This window comes from Rhodopseudomonas sp., assembly GCF_013377015.1.
Classification (GTDB): Bacteria; Pseudomonadota; Alphaproteobacteria; order Rhizobiales; family Xanthobacteraceae; genus JARJEH01.
This window is the reverse complement of sequence record NZ_JACABA010000001.1, coordinates 1-18,463: the sequence shown is the minus strand read 5'-3', so window position 1 is coordinate 18,463 and position 18,463 is coordinate 1. Positions and strand designations below refer to the sequence as shown.

The 18,463-nt window shown below is 64.2% G+C and carries 13 protein-coding genes and 1 pseudogene; 9 read left to right on the top strand and 5 right to left on the bottom strand.

The window, feature by feature from the left end; translation table 11 throughout:
• The first annotated feature begins 1 nt into the window (after position 1).
• The gene (locus HXX15_RS00070) at positions 2–1,000 is read left to right on the top strand and encodes a phosphotransferase family protein (protein ID WP_296511368.1); all 999 of its coding nucleotides are present in this window, start codon (positions 2–4) and stop codon (positions 998–1,000) included.
• Positions 1,001–1,375: a DUF6285 domain-containing protein gene (locus HXX15_RS00065; RefSeq protein ID WP_296511366.1), complete on the top strand. Its 375-nt coding sequence runs from the start codon at positions 1,001–1,003 to the stop codon at positions 1,373–1,375.
• 6 nt (positions 1,376–1,381) lie between these two features.
• Here HXX15_RS00065 and HXX15_RS00060 read toward each other — a convergent pair whose 3' ends face one another.
• Positions 1,382–2,161 (bottom strand): enoyl-CoA hydratase-related protein, encoded by a 780-nt coding sequence (locus HXX15_RS00060; protein ID WP_296511364.1) that lies wholly within the window; start codon positions 2,159–2,161, stop codon positions 1,382–1,384.
• Between the two features lie 118 nt (positions 2,162–2,279).
• Between HXX15_RS00060 and HXX15_RS00055 the strand changes: the two genes are divergently transcribed.
• Positions 2,280–3,554: an acyl-CoA dehydrogenase family protein gene (locus HXX15_RS00055; protein WP_296511362.1), complete on the top strand. Its 1,275-nt coding sequence runs from the start codon at positions 2,280–2,282 to the stop codon at positions 3,552–3,554.
• A 96-nt stretch (positions 3,555–3,650) separates the two neighbouring features.
• Here the strand turns inward: HXX15_RS00055 and HXX15_RS00050 are convergent, their stop codons facing one another.
• Complete coding sequence (locus HXX15_RS00050) at positions 3,651–4,097, bottom strand: host attachment protein (protein ID WP_296511361.1); 447 nt, start codon at positions 4,095–4,097, stop codon at positions 3,651–3,653.
• A 146-nt stretch (positions 4,098–4,243) separates the two neighbouring features.
• Here HXX15_RS00050 and HXX15_RS00045 point away from each other — a divergent pair, with 146 nt between their 5' ends.
• Entirely contained in the window at positions 4,244–4,378 is a 135-nt protein-coding gene (locus HXX15_RS00045; protein WP_296511359.1) for a hypothetical protein, read from the top strand.
• Positions 4,379–5,149: 771 nt separating this feature from the next.
• Here HXX15_RS00045 and HXX15_RS00040 read toward each other — a convergent pair.
• Complete coding sequence (locus HXX15_RS00040; protein ID WP_296511357.1) at positions 5,150–6,727, bottom strand: fatty acid--CoA ligase; 1,578 nt, start codon at positions 6,725–6,727, stop codon at positions 5,150–5,152.
• A 331-nt stretch (positions 6,728–7,058) separates the two neighbouring features.
• Entirely contained in the window at positions 7,059–7,931 is an 873-nt protein-coding gene (locus HXX15_RS00035) for an SDR family oxidoreductase (RefSeq protein ID WP_296511355.1), read from the bottom strand.
• A gap of 105 nt (positions 7,932–8,036) precedes the next feature.
• On the opposite strand from HXX15_RS00035, the gene HXX15_RS00030 reads away from it, so the two are divergent.
• Both HXX15_RS00030 and HXX15_RS00025 read left to right on the top strand, forming a co-directional pair.
• Positions 8,037–8,849: a crotonase/enoyl-CoA hydratase family protein gene (locus tag HXX15_RS00030; protein ID WP_296511353.1), complete on the top strand. Its 813-nt coding sequence runs from the start codon at positions 8,037–8,039 to the stop codon at positions 8,847–8,849.
• Between the two features lie 238 nt (positions 8,850–9,087).
• Positions 9,088–10,632 (top strand): acyl-CoA synthetase, encoded by a 1,545-nt coding sequence (locus tag HXX15_RS00025; protein ID WP_296511351.1) that lies wholly within the window; start codon positions 9,088–9,090, stop codon positions 10,630–10,632.
• Between the two features lies 1 nt (position 10,633).
• Here HXX15_RS00025 and HXX15_RS00020 read toward each other — a convergent pair whose 3' ends face one another.
• Positions 10,634–13,414 (bottom strand): ATP-binding protein, encoded by a 2,781-nt coding sequence (locus HXX15_RS00020; protein WP_296511349.1) that lies wholly within the window; start codon positions 13,412–13,414, stop codon positions 10,634–10,636.
• A 445-nt stretch (positions 13,415–13,859) separates the two neighbouring features.
• On the opposite strand from HXX15_RS00020, the gene HXX15_RS00015 reads away from it, so the two are divergent.
• The 3 genes and pseudogenes from HXX15_RS00015 to HXX15_RS00005 form a co-directional block, all read left to right on the top strand.
• Positions 13,860–14,597 carry a hypothetical protein gene (locus HXX15_RS00015; RefSeq protein WP_296511347.1) on the top strand — a complete coding sequence of 246 codons (738 nt, stop codon included), beginning with the start codon at positions 13,860–13,862 and terminating at the stop codon, positions 14,595–14,597.
• Between the two features lie 113 nt (positions 14,598–14,710).
• Positions 14,711–17,515 carry a phosphoenolpyruvate carboxylase gene (ppc, locus tag HXX15_RS00010; protein WP_296511345.1) on the top strand — a complete coding sequence of 935 codons (2,805 nt, stop codon included), beginning with the start codon at positions 14,711–14,713 and terminating at the stop codon, positions 17,513–17,515.
• Positions 17,516–17,819: 304 nt separating this feature from the next.
• A pseudogene (locus HXX15_RS00005) lies at positions 17,820–18,463 on the top strand (OmpA family protein); the annotation flags it as partial.

Below are 18,463 nucleotides of genomic sequence, written 5' to 3'. Positions count from 1 at the left end.
GATGGCCGCGACCATCGAGCAACAGCTTGAGCGCTGCGTCCGGAGCTGGTGTCCGGGCGCGACCGGCGTCAGCGATGCCGCTCGGCTCTCCGGCGGCGCCAGCCAGGAAACCTGGTCGTTCGAGATTGCGCATCCCGATGGCAACATCGGCGCGATCCTGCGCCGCGCGCCCTCGGGCTATGGCGCGGCGCCGTCGCGCGCGGCGGGGCTCGCCGCCGAGGCGGTGCTGATGCGGCTCGCGCACGACGCCGGCATCCCGTCGCCGCGCGTACTCCACGTCCTCGAGCCGGGCGACGAACTCGGTATCGGCTTCATCATGCAGCGGGTCGAGGGCGAAACCATTCCACGAAAGATTCTGCGCGACGAAACATTCGCGGCGGCGCGGCCGAAACTGGCGCGGCAGCTCGGCGAGATTCTCGCGGGCATTCACGGATTGCCGCTGCCACAATTGCCTGAACTTCGCCGCATGACTGCCGCAAGCGAAATCGCTGAACTGGCGCGCGACTATCGCGGCTTCAACTGGCCGCGTCCGGTGTTCGAACTGGCGCTGCGCTGGCTAAGCGATCACGACCCCGGTCCCAGCGCGCGGGTGACACTTGTGCACGGCGATTTTCGCCACGGCAATCTGATCATCGGGCCTGACGGCGTCCGCGCTGTGCTGGATTGGGAGCTGGCGCATCTCGGCGATCCGATGGAAGATCTCGGCTGGGTCTGCGTCAATTCATGGCGGTTCGGCGAAATCGACAAGCCGGTCGGTGGACTTGGGACGCGCGAGGAGTTGTTCGCTGGCTATGAGTCCGCCAGGGGTGATCGCGTCGATCCCGAGCGGGTGAAATTCTGGGAAGTGATGGGCACGCTGCGCTGGGGCGTGATGTGTTGCGGCATGATGCAGCGGTTCCGCGACGGCCCCGAACATTCGGTGGAGCGCGCGATGATCGGCCGGCGTTCCTCGGAAACCGAAATCGATCTGTTGCGGCTGCTGGCGCCGCGGGGAACATAGATGCAGGACGAACCGACTCCGAGCGAACTGATCCAGGCGGTTGCAGATTTCTTGCGCGCCGAGATCGCGCCGCAGATTTCCGGCCACGCCGCGTTCAAGCTGCGGGTGTCGCTGAACGCGCTCGATCTGGTGCTGCGGCAACTGGCGCTTGAGAGCGACAGCGATGCTGTGGAAACAGCCGATTTATCGACACTTCTTGGTCTGCACGGCTCGCTGGCCGAGCTCAACCGCGCGCTGGCGGACCGGATCGCCACGGGCGAGGCGGATCTGCAAACGCCGGGGCTGGCTGATCATCTGTGGAAAACCACGCTGGCAAAACTCGCGGTCGATCAGCCGAACTACGCGGCCTACAAGCGGGAGCTGGAGCGCAAGTAGAGGCTGTTACTTCCCCACCCATTTCGGCGCGCGCTTTTCCGAAAACGCCTTCGGTCCCTCGATATAGTCCTGCGACGTCGCCATCGCCTTCACCGCCGGATAGTCGCGCTGCTCGGCGATCGCCTGCGGTAGCGACACCATCAGGCCGCGCTCAATGGTCTGCTTCGAGGCGCGGATCGACATCGGGCTGTTGGCGCAGATCGTCGCCGCCCAGCGCTCCGCCGCCGCCAGCGCCTCGCCGGCCGGCACCACCTCGTTGACGAAGCCGAGCTCGAGCCCTTCGCGCGCGCTGACATGCCGCGCGGTGAGGATCATGCCCATCGCGCGCTTCAGGCCGATCTGCCGCGGCAGACGGTGCAAGCCGCCGGCGAGAGCCGCGAGTCCGACATGCGGCTCCGGCAACGCAAATTTGGCGTTTTCCGAGGCGATGATCAGATCGCAGGCCAGCGCGATTTCAAAACCGCCGCCCATCGCCACGCCGTTGACCGCGGCGATGATCGGCTTGTCGCAATCGAACCGCGAGGTGAGGCCGGCGAAGCCGCTTTCGGCCCAGCCGCGCTTGCCGCCGGCGGCCTGCCATTTCAGATCGTTGCCGGCACAAAACGCCTTGTCGCCGGCGCCGGTGACGATCGCGACCCACTGCTCGGGATCGGCGGCGAATTCGTTGAACACCTCGTGCAGTTCGAAATGCGCGTCGCTGTGCAGCGCGTTGTAGACCTCCGGGCGCGACAGCGTCACGATGGTGACCGGACCCTTGCGCGTGACGGTCGAGAATTGCAGCGCCATCGGAGCCTCCCTTTTTTCGTTGTACAGAATATTCGCGCGCGTGGTCGCGCTTGACTTGATTTGACGGTGTCACCTTAATCGGTCGCTTAACAAGATCAATAAAACGCGGGAGCGCCCCTTGGATTTCTCATTGCCGGCCGATCTGGTCGCTTACCTCGCCGAGCTCGACGGCTTCATCGCCCACGAGATCAAGCCGATCGAAGAGGCCGACGACAACGTCCGCTTCTTCGACCATCGCCGCGAATGGGCGCGTACCGATTTCGACAATGGCGGGCTGCCGCGCCACGAATGGGAGCAGTTGCTGCGCCGGGTGAAAAACCTCGCCGACGCCGCCGGGCATCTGCGCTTTGCGATTCCGAAGCGTTACGGCGGCCGGGACGGCTCCAATCTGTGGATGGCGGTGATCCGCGAGCATTTCGCCGCCAAGGGGCTCGGCCTGCACAACGATCTGCAGAACGAGCATTCGATCGTCGGCAATTTGCCGCTGGTGACGATGCTGGATCGCTACGGCCGCGACGACCAGAAGGCGATGATCGAGGGCTCGATCACCGGCAAATATCGCATCACCTTCGGCCTGACCGAACCCGAGCACGGCTCCGACGCCACCCACATGGAGACCCGCGCCGCCCCGGCGGTGCGCGACGGTGTCAAGGGCTGGGTGATCAACGGCGAGAAAATGTGGACCACCGGCATGCACGTCGCCAGCCATTGCGCGCTGTTCGCCCGCACCTCGGGCGAGGATGGCGACGCCCGCGGCATTACCTGCTTTCTGGTGCCGGCCGACGCCGCCGGGGTCAAGATCGAGGAGTACATGTGGACCTTCAACATGCCGACCGATCATCCGCGCGTCAGTTTCACAGACGTATTTGTGTCCGATGACGCGCTGTTCGGCGAAGTCGGCAGGGGGCTCTCACTCGCGCAGTGCTTTGTACACGAGAACCGGATTCGGCAGGCGGCCAGTTCGCTCGGCGCGGCGGTTTACTGCATCAACGAGAGTGTCAAATACGCGCGCGAGCGCAAACCATTCGGCAAGGCGCTGGCGGAAAACCAGGCGATCCAGTGGCCGCTGGTGGAACTGGCGACGCAGGCCGAAATGCTGCGGCTGTTGATCCGTAAGACCGCGTGGGAAATGGACAAGCTCACGCAGGCGCAGGTCGAGCACACGCTGTCGGACCGGGTGTCGATGTGCAATTTCTGGGCGAACCGGCTGTGCTGCGAGGCCGCCGATCGCGCCATGCAGGTCCATGGCGGCATGGGCTATTCGCGCCACAAGCCGTTCGAGCACATCTATCGCCACCACCGCCGCTACCGCATCACCGAAGGCAGCGAGGAAATCCAGAAGCGCAAGGTCGCGGGATTCTTGTTCGGCTATATGGGGGCGGGGAAACACTGAACGCGCCACCAAGCGCCTTGGCGCGCCGTCCCGCCCGGGCCGTCCATCATGATCGCGCCGGGATCGTCGACGCGCTCGGCGCGACGATCCGGCGCGTCAGGCCAGAAGCTGCTTCTCGATCTCGTAGACCGGCATCTTGACCAGATCCTTGGGCAATTCCTCACGAATGGCCTTCTGCACCGCCGCCGAATAGGCCGAGCGGATCATGCCCAGCGCGCGCGGCGGGGCGACGAGGATCAGCGCGGTGGTTTCGCCGGTGGTGACGGCCTTGTCGAGGCGGTCGACGAGCGTTTTCAGGAATGCCCGTTCGGCCTCGTCGTGCCAGTCGGTCTGCTCGACCGAGCTTCGCGCGGTGCCGACCGATGGATGCACCCGGCCCGGCGCGTCGCTGCCTTGCGCGCTGGTGGATGAGTCCGGGTGCTCGTGCACCTCCTTGGTTTGCAGGTTCGGAAACATCCGATCTCCGATGTTCTCGAGAATGAGCGCTTTCCGGCCGTCGCAAACGACAATCCAGTCACCGGTGCCGATTTGAATCTTTGTCATCTCGATTCTCCAAACGAACAGAGTTCAACGCCAGATGGCCGTCTCGCACCGCCTCCGCTAGCAGCTGTGACGGTGCCGTCGATGGCCTGGAACGCAAACCAGCGCAATGTTCACGAGCAAGGCTAGCGACTCCCGACAACGGATCGTTGCGCGAGATCAAGGCTGAAGCAGAAGGTGACGCGGAACTGGCCTCAGCCTGCGCTCCGGGCGCCGCCGGCGAGATACGGAAGCGCAAGGTCGCGGGATTCCTGTTCGGCTATATGGGCGCGGGCAAGCACTGAGCCCTCTGCGCGATGGATACGCGGGTCAAGCCCGCGTATGACGTTGCGTTGTCTTGCAGCGCATTTCGTTCGATCCATTTTGTCAAACAGCCACGACAAATCCCTCTCGCGGCTCGATGAGCCCGAGGCTTGCACCCCTCGAAGCCGCGAGGGGCGGGGGCGCGCCGTCAGGCGCGGGGGTGGTGGTACTCGCGATCGGCAAGGCCGGTCGCGCTCGCCTGGTTGGCGCGCCCACCGCGGCGTTTTGCGGCTCCAGGGCGGTGCTTCCGGGCGCAGGCGCGATGCCGCTGCACCGCTTGATCCCGACGGTTTCCCGCCGTTCGCCTGCGCCGCGTCCAGCCAACTAACAAGTGGCAGAGCCCCGTATTAGGCCCGGACCGCGACCCAGAGCCGTCCGGGCGCGTGCTTGCGAGGCACGACGCGCAGACGCCGCATCCAATCCGGCTTCGCCAGCGTCTGGCGGCGCCGGACCATTGACCCGGCTGGTTGCCCAGCCCGGTGGTCTGTCCCGCTTCTTGACGCCTCGCGAAGCGCCCCTCACGGACAGGATGTAAGGACTATAAACCTAGGAATAATTACATGTCAAGCGCGCGGTTCGTGGCCGCGCGCCACGCTTGCTGCCTCATCCTGAGGAGCCCGGCGCAGCCGGGCGTCTCGAAGGATGGCCGCGATGCCGATGGCCTCATGGTTCGAGACGGGGCTACGCGCCTCCTCACCATGAGGGACTGGCGGGCCGAACGTTGCTACGCGCGAACCTGTCGCGTGAAGCGATCAGTTCACCTGCCGGTCCTTGCCGGCCCAATACGGGTCGCGCAGATGGCGGCGCAGGATCTTGCCGGAGGCGTTGCGCGGCAGCGCCGGGATGAAGTCGATCGACTTCGGGGTCTTGAACCCGGCGATGCGGCTGCGGGTGAAATTGATGATGTCCTGCGCGGAGGCTTCCTTGCCGGGCTTCATCACCACCATGGCCTTCACCGCTTCGCCCCATTGCTCGTCGGGCACGCCGACGACGGCGACCTCGGCGACATCGGGGTGATCGCAGATCGCGCTCTCGACCTCGGCCGGGTAGATGTTCTCGCCGCCGGAGATGATCATGTCCTTGATGCGGTCGTGGATGTAGAGGTAGCCATCCTCGTCCATGTAGCCGGCGTCGCCGGTGCGCAGCCAGTTGTTCTCGTCGATGGTTTTCTTGGTCGCCTCCGGCAGGTTCCAGTAGCCGGCCATGTTGGAGCCGGAGCGGGTGGCGATCTCGCCGACTTCGCGCGGCGGCAGCGGCTTGCCGTCGGGATCGAGGATTGCGAGCTCAACGCCCGGCAGCGCCTTGCCGGCCGAGCGCATCCGCTCCAGCCCCTCGATGTGATCCTCGGGTGGCAGCGCCACGATGGTGCCGGTGGTTTCGGTCATGCCGTACATCTGCACGAAGCCGCATTTGAACACCTCGATGCATTCCTTCAGCAACGCCGCCGGGATCGGTGAAGCGCCGTACAGCATGTATTTCAGCCGCGAGAAATCGACCTCGCGGGCGCGTGGTTGCCGCACCACGAACTGCATCGCGGCCGGCACCATGAATAGTTTGGTGATTTTCGAATGCTCGAAGAAATCGAGAATTTTGGTCGGGTCGAATTCGCGCGCGATCACGCCCTTGGCGCCATGATAGATCCCCATCATGCCCCAGCCGGAGCCGCCGATGTGAAACACCGGCATCGCCACCAGCGAGACGTCGTCGGTCGACCATTTGTTCCAGTCCGGCTTCTGCTCCTGCCCCGCGCGAACCAGCGACAGAAAATTGGCGTGGGAGAGCATCGCGCCCTTTGGTTTTCCGGTGGTGCCCGAGGTGTAAAGCTGGATCGCGATGTCGGTGGTCGCGATCGGGATGTTCGGATCAGTGGTCGGCTGCGCGTCGCGCCATTTGGCGAAATCCTGCCATTCCGGCGCGCCGCCCTCGGTGGTGATGATATGCCGGACGCTGGGGATCTGCGCCTTGATGCCGCGGACCTGTTCGACGAATTCCGGACCGACGAACAGCACCGCCGCCTTGCAGTCCTCAACGATGAAGGCGATCTCCGGCCCCGCGAGCCGCCAATTCACCGGCGCCATCACCACATTGGCCTTGATCGCGCCGAGCAGCAGCTCGAAATAGATATCGCTGTTTTTGCCGAGATAAGCGACGCGCTCGTGCGGCTTAACGCCGGATGCGACCAGCGCGTTGGCGACCTGATTGGTGTGGGCGTTGAATTCGCCGAAGGTGGTGGCCCGGCCCTCGAATTCGAACAGCAACTCGTCGCCGCGCGCCGCCGCCTGCGCCCGAACCACGTCGGCAAGCGTATTCGGTTCCTGAATTCCGGACATGTTCTCTCCCTCGGATGTTCTCTTGGCGTCTGTTCGACGACGCTTTTGCTTGTGGAATTATTGGCGCTATTCGCTCGCAAAGACAAGGCGATCTAAGTTTGCAGCGCACGCGCAGACTCAAACAGCAATAGAATCGGGCCGTTGAGTTCGTCATTGCGAGGAGCTCTTGCGACGAAGCAATCCAGCCTTTGCCTGCCGCCCCTGGATTGCTTCGCTTTCGGCCGGCGCTTCGCGCCGGCCTCGGCTCGCAATGACGAAATCAGCCTTGATTCTATTGGCTGCCTTTTCGGTCAGGCTCCTCACGATGAGGGGCTTGCTGCGTCGTGACGCGTCACCCGCGCTGGGCGCGGTCCTTTTCGTTCTGCGCCTTGATCGAGTCGCGCGCCTGCTGCCAGTCGGCGTCGGACCAGTCGCGCAGCTGGTAGAAATTGCCGCCCATCGCCAGCGCCTGGCCGCCGTCCATCGCGATGGTCTCGCCATTGATCCAGTCGCAGCCGCCGGAAATCAGGAACACCGCGACGTTTTGCAACTCCTCCATGGTGCCGACCCGGCCCATCGGGTTCATCCGGATGGTATTGGCGCCGGCCTCGTCGCCGGGCTTGATCCGCTTGCTCATGCCTTCGGTCGGGATTTCGCCGGGCGCGATGGTGTTAAGTCGGATTCCGTAGCGGCCCCATTCGGTGGCGAGCGACATCGTCATGGCATGGATCGCGGATTTGCTCATCGCCGAAGGCACCACATACGGGCTGCCGTTGCGCACCCAGGTGGTGGTGATCGACACCACATTGCCGCGATGGTGGCCTGCGATCCAGCGCTTGCCGACCGCGTGGGTGACATAGAAGGTGCCGTGCATCACGATATTGGCGACCGCGTCGAAGCCGCGCGGGGTCAGATCCTGGGTCCGCGAGATGAAATTGCCGGCGGCGTTGTTGATCAGGTCGGTGAGCGGGCCGCCTTCGAAAATCGTCTCGACCATGTGGTCGACCGCCGCGGAATCGCGGATGTCGACGCCATAGGTCATCACCTTGCCGCCGAATTCGTCCATCAATTCGGTCGCGGTGTCGTCGCAGACGCCCTTGCGGCGGCCGCAGATATGGACCTCGGCGCCGAGGCTGAGGAACCGCGCCGCCATCGATTTGCCGAGGCCGGTGCCGCCGCCGGTGACGAGAATGCGCCGGCCCGCCAGAAGCTGATCTTGGAACATGGGAGCTGCCCGGAAAAGAGGAAGGTCGCGGTTAATTAGGCGATTGACTAAATCCGGACAACGCTTTTCTGTAGCGCCGCAAAACAATTCGGGCAGGAGACCTCAATGGGTGATCGCGTTTCGGTGTCGATGACGGATGGCGTCGCCGACGTCCGGCTGGTGCGGGCCGACAAGATGAATGCGCTCGATGCCGCGATGTTCGAGGCCCTGGTCGCCACGACCGAGCGGTTGTCCAAGGAAAAGGGCCTGCGCGCGGTAGTGTTGAGCGGCGAGGGCAAGGCGTTCTGCGCCGGGCTCGACATGGGCCGCTTCGCCGCGATGAAGGAGAACGGCGGCAACGGCGTTCCGGGCGGCGAATTTCGCGATCTCACCAAGCGCACCCATGGCCTGGCCAACGCGGCGCAGCAGGCGGTGTGGGGCTGGCGGATGCTGCCGGTGCCGGTGATCGCCGCGATCCACGGCGTCGCGTTCGGCGGCGGCTTCCAGCTGGCACTCGGCGCCGACATCCGGCTGCTGACGCCGGATGCACGGATGTCGATCATGGAAATCAAATGGGGGCTGGTGCCGGACATGGCGGGAACGCCGATCCTGGCGTCGCTGGTGCGCGACGACATCCTGCGCGAGCTGACCTACACCGGGCGGATCTTCTCGGCGCAGGAGGCGCTGAGCTATGGGCTGGCGACGAAGATCGTGGACGATCCGCGCGCCGCGGCGCTGGAGATGGCGCGCGACATCGCCGGCAAGAGCCCGGACGCGATCCGCGCCGCCAAGCGCATGCTCAACAAGCTGTCGGTCGATCCCGGTCCGGCGCTGCTCGCCGAATCGGTCGAGCAGCAGAAGCTGATCGGCTCGCCGAACCAGACCGAGGCGGTCCGCGCCAACATCGAGAAACGCGCGCCGCGCTTTGTAGATGTGTGACAACCAAACTCCAACGTCATCGCGAGGAGCGAAGCGACGACGCGATCCATGTCTTGCTTGTGGCTCTGGATTGCTTCGCTACGCTCGCAATGACGATAGAACCTCATCCTGAGGAGCCGCGCGCAGCGCGGCGTCTCGAAGGATGAGGATGAACATTCCTCATGGTTCGAGACGCCGCGCAAAGATGCGCGGCTCCTCACCATGAGGTTCATGCAAGACCGGAAAAATCAGGACAACAATGGAAACGCCCTCGCTCTTTCACGGCATCATTTCGGGCCAGCGTCGCCGCGGTTTCGACGAGGTCGATGCCCGCGTCGCCCGCATCGCCGGCGGGCTGCAGCGGCTCGGTGTCACGCAGGGCGACAGCGTCTGTGTGCTGATGCGCAACGACATCGCCTTCATCGAGGTTGCCTATGCGGTGATGCAGCTCGGGGCCTATGCGGTGCCGGTGAATTGGCACTTCAAGCCGGAGGAAGTCGCCTACGTGGTCGGCGATTCCGGCTCGCGCGTGCTGGTCGGACACGCCGATCTGCTGAACGCGCTGGGCGACGCGATCGCCGCCGGCGTGACGGTGCTCAGCGTGCCGACGCCGCCGGAAATCCTGGCGAACTACAAAATCGACCCGAACCATCTCGCCGCGCCGGCCGGCGCGATCGATCTGGATTCATGGCTGGCACAGCAGGCGCCCTACGACGGCCCCGTACTGCCGCAGCCGTCGAACATGATCTACACCTCCGGCACGACCGGCCATCCCAAGGGCGTGCGGCGCAACATGCCGACGCCGGAGCAGGCCGCTAATTCTGAGCGGATGCGCGCGCTGATCTACGGGCTGAAGCCGGGCGCCCGCGTGCTGTTGCCGGGGCCGCTGTATCATTCGGCGCCGAATGCGTTCGGGCTGCGCGCCGGCAAGCTCGGCGGCGCGCTAGTGCTGATGCCGCGCTTCGCGCCGGAGGAATTCCTGCAACTGGTGCAGGATCAAAAGATCGACACCATCTTCATGGTGCCGACGATGTTCATCCGGCTGATGAAGCTGCCCTATCACACCCGCGACAAATACGACATCTCGTCGCTGCGCCATGTCATTCATGCCGCAGCGCCTTGCCCCGCCGACGTCAAGCGGGCGATGATCGAATGGTGGGGGCCGGTGATCCATGAATTCTACGGCTCGACCGAATCCGGCGCTGTGACCTTCGCCAATTCGCGGGACGCGCTGAGCAAGCCCGGCACGGTCGGCAAGATCGCGCCCGGCGCCGAACTCAAATTCATCGACGACGACGGCCGCGAATTGCCACCGGGCGGGATCGGTGAGATCTTTTCGCGGATCCCCGGCAATCCGGATTTCTCCTACCACAACAAGCCGGAAAAGCGCGCCGAGATCGACCGCGACGGTTTCATCACCTCGGGTGATATCGGCTATATCGACGAAGACGGCTACGTCTTCATCTGCGACCGCAAGCGCGACATGGTGATTTCCGGCGGCGTCAACATCTACCCGGCCGAGATCGAGGCGGCGCTGCATGCCGTGCCCGGGGTGCACGACTGCGCGGTGTTTGGGATTCCAGACGAGGAATTCGGCGAGGCGCTGATGGCGATGCTGGAGCCGCAACCCGGTGTCACGCTGGATGTCGGTTTCATCCGCGCGGAATTGAAGAAGGCGCTGGCCGACTACAAGGTGCCGAAGCACATCGAGATCATGGGCGAATTGCCGCGCGAGGATTCCGGCAAGATCTTCAAGCGGCGGCTGCGCGATCCGTACTGGGCCAAGGCGGGTCGGGTGATTTGATCTAGCCCGTCGCGGCAATGGCGGGCGGCTGGTCGATATCCCGCGCCGCCATGATCGGTTTCGACTGCAGCGCGATCCGCACCATCCGCGCCAGATCCAGCTTTCGATAGGGCTTCGGCAGCAGCAATACGCCGGCGTCGAGACGGCCGTGATGCACGATGGCGTTTTCGGTGTAGCCGGAGGTGTACAGCACCTTGATCGGCCGATGGCGGGCCGCGGCCTCGGCGAGCTGTCGGCCGTTCAGGCCGCCCGGCATGATCATGTCGGTGAACAACAGATCGAACGGCACGCCGTCCTCGACCAGCTTCAAGGCGGCCCGGCCGTCGCTCACCGCAATGGTTTGGTAGCCCAGGCTGCGTAACCGCGTTACGACAAAGTCGCGGACCAGGGAATCGTCCTCGACCACGATGATGGTCTCGCTACCTCCGGCGATCGGCGAAGCAACTGCCGTCGTCTCGGCCTTGACGTCGGCGCGGGGAAGATACAGCCGGATGGTCGTGCCATGACCTTCCTCGCTGTAGATCTTGATATGTCCGTTCGACTGCTTGACGAAGCCATAGACCATGCTGAGGCCGAGGCCGGTGCCTTTGCCGACTTCCTTGGTGGTGAAGAACGGATCGAAGACCTTGTCGCGCAGGTTCGCGGGAATGCCGATGCCGGTGTCGCTCACGGCGATCATCACATAGGCACCGGGCCGCACATCCGGATTGTCGTGCGCGTATGAATCGTCCAGCACGACATTGCCGGTTTCGATCATCAGCTTGCCGCCATTCGGCATGGCGTCGCGGGCGTTGACGGCGAGATTGAGCAGGGCGGCGGACAGCTGCGACGGATCGATATGCGCGGGCTCGGCGTCATCTTCCAGCATCGCTTCGATCTCGATGTGCTCGCCCAGCGTCGGCCGCAGCAATTGCTGGACGCCGAGAACCATGGCGTTGACGTTGACATTGCTGGGCTGCAACGGCTGCTTACGGGCGAATGCGAGCAGATGTCTCGTCAGGTCGGCGCCACGGTCGGCGGCTTGGGCGATCATCTTGGCTAGGTTGGCAAGTTCCGGTCGGTCGCCGAGGTCTTCGATCAGAATCTCCGCGGTGCCGGTGATCACCGTCAGCATGTTGTTGAAATCATGGGCGACGCCGCCGGTGAGCTGGCCGATCGCTTCGAGCTTCTGCGACTGGTGCAGCTTGCGTTCGGTCGCCCTCAATTCGGTGACGTCGCGGAACACCACGACCGCCCCGGTTTGGGTTCCTGCCGCATCCCAAATCGGACGCGCGCTCCCCATCACATGGACGGTCTTGCCGGACTCGCGCCTCCTGTAGATCAGCTCGTAGTTATCGACGGTTTCGCCCCGCAACGCGCGCGCGGTGGGCCATTGCTCGGGCGGAAGCAGCGTCACGCCATCCGGCAACAGGATATCGTACAGATCGCGCCACTCGGTGCCCGTGACGTTGAGCGAGCCGAGCAGATCCTGATTGGCGCGGTTGGCGTAGATGATGTTGCCATTGCGATCGAGCAGCAGAACGCACTCCGCCATCGTCGTCATGATGCTTTCGAAGGTGTCCTTCTCGTGCTGCAGCGCCGCCGCCTTGGTGCTGACGTCGCGCGCCATCATGTCGAACGCGCGCGCCAGCACGCCAATCTCGCCGCCGGCCTGTACCGGCAGCTGCACCGGTTTGCCGGCGGCGAAGTTTGCCGCCGCCGCGGTCATCTGGCTTAGCGGCCGGGTGAGCGTCCTGGTCAGCAGGAATGCCAGCAGCACCGCGGCCAGCGTCGCGGCCGAGCCGCCAAGCAGGATCGAATCGCGCGCGGCCGTGTGCAGCACGGCCACGATCTTGCTTTCCGGCACCACCTCGATCACCGACATCGGCACGATGCCCTGCACCCGTACCGCCGCGAACGCGATGGCGAATTGTTCGCCGGTGTGGTCGCCGGCGATCTCGGCATCGCGCTGGCCGGAGGCGACGGCGCTGGCGAGGCTCGGGAAATCGTCCTGGATACGCGACGCCTTGCCGAATTCGAATCCGAATCCGCGCCCCCGGTCCGGATCGACCAGGTACTCGCCGTGGTCGTTTACCACATAGAGTTTGGCATACGGATTGGCGGCGTCGGACATTTCCGCAAACGCCGATCGCAGATCGATGTTGGCGATCAGCATGCCGAACCGGCTGCCGTCGGCGGCGAACAGCGGTGTCGAAATCCTGATCACCGGGACGTGCGGCGTCTGCACCTCGCCGTATTCCCGATTGAGCTCCACCGGAGAGATCACGATGGCGCCGTCCGGGGCCGCCACCGTGCGCTTGAAATATGTGGTATCGCCCTTGCGCTGCAATTCGGCATCGGGCACCACGCGGACGCCGACGCCGTCGAGCCGTTCCACCCTGATGAATTCACGGCCCTGATCGGCCAGTCCGATGATGCGGTATTGCAGCAAGTATGGTTTGGCCTCGAGCTCGGCCGCGAGGCGGCTGGCGATTCGGTTACGCCATTGCGCGAGCGTCTGACCTCCGGCGCTGGCGACCGACGGATCCCGGCTCAGTCCGATGATTTCGTCGATGCCGACGATGCGGCGAAAGCCATGCACGTCGGCGCGGGCACCGCGGACCGTATCGGCAAGATCGACCGCGCGGGCGCGGGCGTTGGCGTCGATCCGCACCAATGTGCGCGGAATCGCCACCTCGGCAACGCTGCGATAGCCGAGATACCCAACCGTTCCGGCGGTCAAGACGACCAGTAAGACGATCGCAGAGGTCAGCCGGGTCGAGATTCTCGGTCCCTCACTCACTCTTAGTGCTCCACCCTTATTGCTCCTCCGGAAGTTGCAATGCTAGGCCCGTTCGCGATTGCGTCGCAATGCGTATTCTTACAAGTTTACGGCTACGTCGCGACGTCGGTGAAATGGGTAAATCGCGGAATTAACACCGAAAAACTCGCCGCTCTGCCCGAACAATTTGTCCAGGATCGCGGATGGGACATTGGTCTGCCCCCGATGCGCCAATTCATTGTCGGTGGAACTTGAGTCGTCGGAGCCTCGTTTCAATGCGGCAGGAGCCCTTTGCCAGAATGGAACCGTGGCGCCTGTGTATGAGTGGCTAAGCCCAATGCGCAGCATCAGCGATCGTCCACCCTCTCGATATGCGGTGCCCCTCTACCTGCATGTAGTATCGTGAGCGAAGTCGCTGTGGGCGCTGTCATGCAGGTATGCTAGAATAGATATTGGAGGATTGATCATGACCGACCTCGACCATGACAACCCGCAGTCGACCAAGTGGCATTTCGGCCTCGGTAGTTTCGTGTTGAGGGAGTGGCCTTATCTGTCGATGCTGGTGCTGGCGCTGTTCGGCGTCGCCTACACCAGTTTTTCCCAGACCAGTGTCTACTGGATCATTCTCACGCCCTTCATCGGACTGGTCTGCGTGATCACGCGTTGGCGAGAGGTCGAGGGCCGCGAAGAGCACCTGCATCTGATCGTGTCGCAGATCTTGCACTGGGGCGCCGTGCTAATCGCGATGGATTTAATGTCGCTCGAGGTCACGCGGACGGTCAGCGGCGTTGCGGCGGCGCTCGGCGTTTTGACGCTGCTGGCGCTTGGGACCTTCACCGCCGGTCTGCACATCAGGGCGTGGAAGGTCGGCGTCGTCGGTGTGATTCTCGGCGCGAGCGTGCCGGCGATCGCGCTGCTCGAACAGTCGGCGCTGTTTATCTTGCTGATCGTCGTCGTTCTGGTGGCGATTGCGGTGCCGTTCGTCTGGCACAAGAAGCGTTCCCCTGTCGGCCCGTCTCACCCGCTTTATGAGCCGCCGGCTTCGCGGTCGGTACCGGAGCCGCCGCCGTACCAGCCGCCGGTGGCCGATCCGGTGACGCCTTCGGCGAAGGTTGTCGAAGACCCCGAGCCGAAGCCCGAACCGGATCGCTCCGATGCCGACCGGCCCGCCGACAATGTGCGCAACATCTCCGGCGCGCCTTAGGCGCGCCGCCGCTCTGGCCTTCCGCGCGCCAATCGCCGCCTTTTTCTTGATCTTGCGCGTCGCCCGAAAAATTGCGACTTGAGGACTTCCGGCAACCGTCCTGGAGCGCCCCGATGTCGTCCAAGATCATGCCATCCAACCCCGATGTGCAGGCGGCCCGGGCCGACGAGGTGTTCGAGGAAGATGCCCAGTTGCGCAGCGACATCCGGCTGCTCGGCCGGATTCTGGGCGATACCGTGCGCGACCAGGAAGGCGACGAGATTTTCGCCCTGGTCGAACGGATCCGGCAGACCTCGATCCGGTTTCATCGCGACGACGACAGGACGGCGCGCCGCGAACTGGAGGACATCCTGAACGGCATGTCGACCGCGGATACCGTCCGGATCGTGCGTGCCTTCAGTTATTTTTCCCACCTCGCCAACATCGCCGAGGACCAGAACAACATCCGGCAGATGCGCGCCGGCTCCACCGCTGGCTCGGCGCCGCGCGCCGGGATGCTGGCACGTACGCTGTCGCATGCCCGCGAAGCCGGGATCAGCGCCCGCGAGTTGCGCCTGTTCTTCAAGCAGGCGCTGGTCAGTCCGGTGCTGACCGCGCACCCGACCGAGGTTCGCCGCAAGAGCACGATCGACCGTGAGATGGAGATCGCCGCACTGCTGGATCAACGCGAGCGGATCCAGCTCACCGCCGATGAAATTGCGCTCAGCGAGGAGCAGTTGCGGCGCGCGGTGCTGACGCTGTGGCAGACCAATCTGCTCCGCCGCACCAAGCTGACGGTGCTCGACGAGGTCACCAATGGGCTGTCGTTCTACGACTACACCTTCCTGCGCGAGGTGCCGCGGTTGCATGGCGTGCTCGAGGATCGTCTCAACGCCGAAGACGCCGCCGATGGCGTCGAGCCCGGCGAGGAACTGGCGACCTTCCTGCACATGGGAAGCTGGATCGGCGGCGATCGCGACGGTAACCCGTTTGTCACCGCCGAGGTGATGCGCGGGACGCTGCGGCTGCAGAGCACGCGGGTGTTGCGTTACTATCTTGACGAATTGCATGCGCTCGGCTCTGAACTGTCGCTGGCGGCGCATCTGGCCGATATCTCCGACGAACTGCGCGCGCTGGCCGAAAGCTCGCCCGACACCTCGCCGCATCGCAGCGGCGAGCCGTATCGGCTGGCGGTCTCGAAGATCTACGCCAGGCTCGCCGCCACCGCGCTGAATCTCAATGTGGAAACCATCCGCGCTCCGGTCGCCGAGGCCGCCGCCTATGCCAGCGTGAACGAGTTCGGGAACGACCTCGACGTCCTCAACCGCTCGCTGCTCGCCAACAATTCCGGTGTGATCGCGCGCGGGCGGCTGCGGCAGTTGCGCCGCGCCGCGGATTGCTTCGGCTTCCATCTGGCGAGCCTCGACATGCGGCAGAATTCCGCCGTGCATGAACGCACCATTGCCGAGTTGATGGACGCAGCCAAGCCGGGCAATTCCTATCTGGCCATGAGCGAGGACGCCCGGATCGCGTTGCTGACCTCCGAACTGCGCAGCACGCGGCCTCTGACCTCGATGTTCGTCAAATACAGCGAGGAAACAATCGGCGAACTCGCGGTGCTGCGCGAAGCCGCCGCGGCACACGCGATGTTCGGCGCGTCCGTAATTCCCCAATGCATCATCTCGATGACCAAGGGCGTGTCCGATCTGCTCGAGGTCGCCGTGCTGCTGAAGGAGGTAGGCCTGATCGACCCGTCGGGCCGCAGCGCGCTAAACGTCGTGCCGCTGTTCGAGACCATCGAGGATCTGCAGGCCTCGGCCACCATCATGGACCGGCTGCTGGCGATCCCGGAATATCGCCGGCTGGTCGACAGCCGCGGCGGCGTCCAGGAAGTGATGCTCGGCTATTCCGACAGCAACAAGGATGGCGGCTTCGTCACCTCGGGCTGGGAATTGTACAAGGCCGAGATCGGCCTGATCGAAGTGTTCGAACGCCACGGCGTGCGGCTGCGGCTGTTTCACGGTCGTGGCGGTTCGGTCGGCCGCGGCGGCGGGCCGAGCTACGACGCCATCCTGGCGCAGCCCGGCGGCGCGGTGAACGGCCAGATCCGGATTACCGAACAGGGTGAAATCATCTCCAGCAAATATTCCAACGCTGAGGTCGGACGCAACAATCTGGAAATCCTCACCGCGGCGACGCTGGAGGCCAGCCTTTTGCAGCCGCGGCGTAGCGCGCCGCGCGGCGAATATCTCGAGGCGATGGAGCAATTGTCGGCGCTGGCGTTCAAGGCCTATCGCGGCCTGGTCTACGAGACCGATGGCTTCGTCGAGTACTTCTGGGCCTCGACGGTGATCACCGAGATCGCCACGCTTAACATCGGCAGCCGGCCGGCGTCGCGCAAGAAGACCCGCGCGATCGAGGATCTGCGTGCGATTCCGTGGGTCTTCAGCTGGGCTCAGTGCCGGCTGATGCTGCCGGGCTGGTACGGCTTCGGCAGCGCGGTGGAAGCCTGGGTCGCCGAACATCCCGACAAGGGCATGGCGTTCCTGCAGGACATGTATCGGGAGTGGCCGTTCTTCCGCACGCTGCTGTCCAACATGGACATGGTGCTGGCGAAGAGCTCGATCGCGATCGCTTCGCGCTATTCGGAGCTGGTGCCGGACGAAGCGTTGCGCCATAAAATCTTCGGCCGCATCCGCAGCGAATGGCACAGTTCGATCGAAACCCTGCTCGACATCATGGCGCAGGAGCGGCTCTTGCAAAGCAATCCATTCCTGGAGCGTTCGATCCGCAATCGCTTCCCCTATCTCGATCCCCTGAACCACGTTCAAGTCGAATTGCTGCGCGAGCACCGTACCCACGATCCCGATGAGCAGGTGCTGCGCGGCATTCAGCTCACCATCAACGGCATCTCGGCGGGCCTGCGCAACAGCGGGTGACGACCGCGCGCTGCTCGGCGAGGCGATGGGCAGCGGTCGTTGACTGAAGCCGCCCGCGTGCGTTGCAGGACCTTCCGCATCAATTCGATACCGGACTACCATTGTTGATTGCGATTAGTTAGCAAGGGCGTGAAGTCTTGTCGAATTTTGCAGCAAATGCACATTCGTTGTGCGATCGAATTGAGGCGATCAAACTTTAGTCAGGATGGATAGGGCGGCGGCATCAACGATAATGATGCGCCGCCGGTGAGGATGCTCTTCGGCGAAGTTGTTAGTTCGCACCCGCCGAAAAGGACCGCCGCCGATGTTGTATCTCGCTTCGCAATACTGGATCTGGCTGGCCGCCGCCGCCGTCATTGGTGTGCTCACGCCGCTGCTCTCGGACAAGTTCGGGTGGGCTGCGGATCTGGAACATTACTGGCTGGCGCGGATCGGCGTCGTGCTGGCGATACCGCTGATCCTGATCGCCGTCGAACTGATCAGCGGCAAGCCGATCCTGCTGTTCGAAGCCGCCTTTGCGCTGGTGCTCGCCTACATCGTCGGCGGCGTCGCCGGCGGCGCGTTCGGCAGATTGTTTCCGGCGCGGTTCGAGGGCTGGTGGGTCGGGCTGTTTGTCACCGGCCTGATCTGGGCGGTATTTGCGATCACCGCCTATCCGAAATTCGAGCCGGATCTGCAAGCACGCGTCGCCGAGGCGATCAAGGGCGCCGGCGCCGATCCGCTCGATTTCGAACTCGCCGGCCGCGACGTGCTGCTGCTCGCAGACGCGACGAAGCCGGAGGCACGCGCCGACCTGATCACCACGATCAAAAGCGTGCCCGGGGTTCGGCGGGTGACCGATGTCGATGCGCTGACCGGTGCCGCGCTGACCGCCAGGACCGTCGCCAAGCTGACGGCTGACGCCGAAGCCGCCAAGGCGGCAGCCGCGGCGAAGGCCGAGGCCGCCGC

Coding starts and splice junctions, on each gene's coding strand:
- HXX15_RS00070 (WP_296511368.1), top strand. CDS start 2: ATGGCCGCGACCATCGAGCAACAGCTTGAGCGCTGCGTCCGGAGCTGG.
- HXX15_RS00065 (WP_296511366.1), top strand. CDS start 1,001: ATGCAGGACGAACCGACTCCGAGCGAACTGATCCAGGCGGTTGCAGAT.
- HXX15_RS00060 (WP_296511364.1), bottom strand. CDS start 2,161: ATGGCGCTGCAATTCTCGACCGTCACGCGCAAGGGTCCGGTCACCATC.
- HXX15_RS00050 (WP_296511361.1), bottom strand. CDS start 4,097: ATGACAAAGATTCAAATCGGCACCGGTGACTGGATTGTCGTTTGCGAC.
- HXX15_RS00040 (WP_296511357.1), bottom strand. CDS start 6,727: ATGTCCGGAATTCAGGAACCGAATACGCTTGCCGACGTGGTTCGGGCG.
- HXX15_RS00035 (WP_296511355.1), bottom strand. CDS start 7,931: ATGTTCCAAGATCAGCTTCTGGCGGGCCGGCGCATTCTCGTCACCGGC.
- HXX15_RS00030 (WP_296511353.1), top strand. CDS start 8,037: ATGGGTGATCGCGTTTCGGTGTCGATGACGGATGGCGTCGCCGACGTC.
- HXX15_RS00025 (WP_296511351.1), top strand. CDS start 9,088: ATGGAAACGCCCTCGCTCTTTCACGGCATCATTTCGGGCCAGCGTCGC.
- HXX15_RS00015 (WP_296511347.1), top strand. CDS start 13,860: ATGACCGACCTCGACCATGACAACCCGCAGTCGACCAAGTGGCATTTC.
- ppc (WP_296511345.1), top strand. CDS start 14,711: ATGTCGTCCAAGATCATGCCATCCAACCCCGATGTGCAGGCGGCCCGG.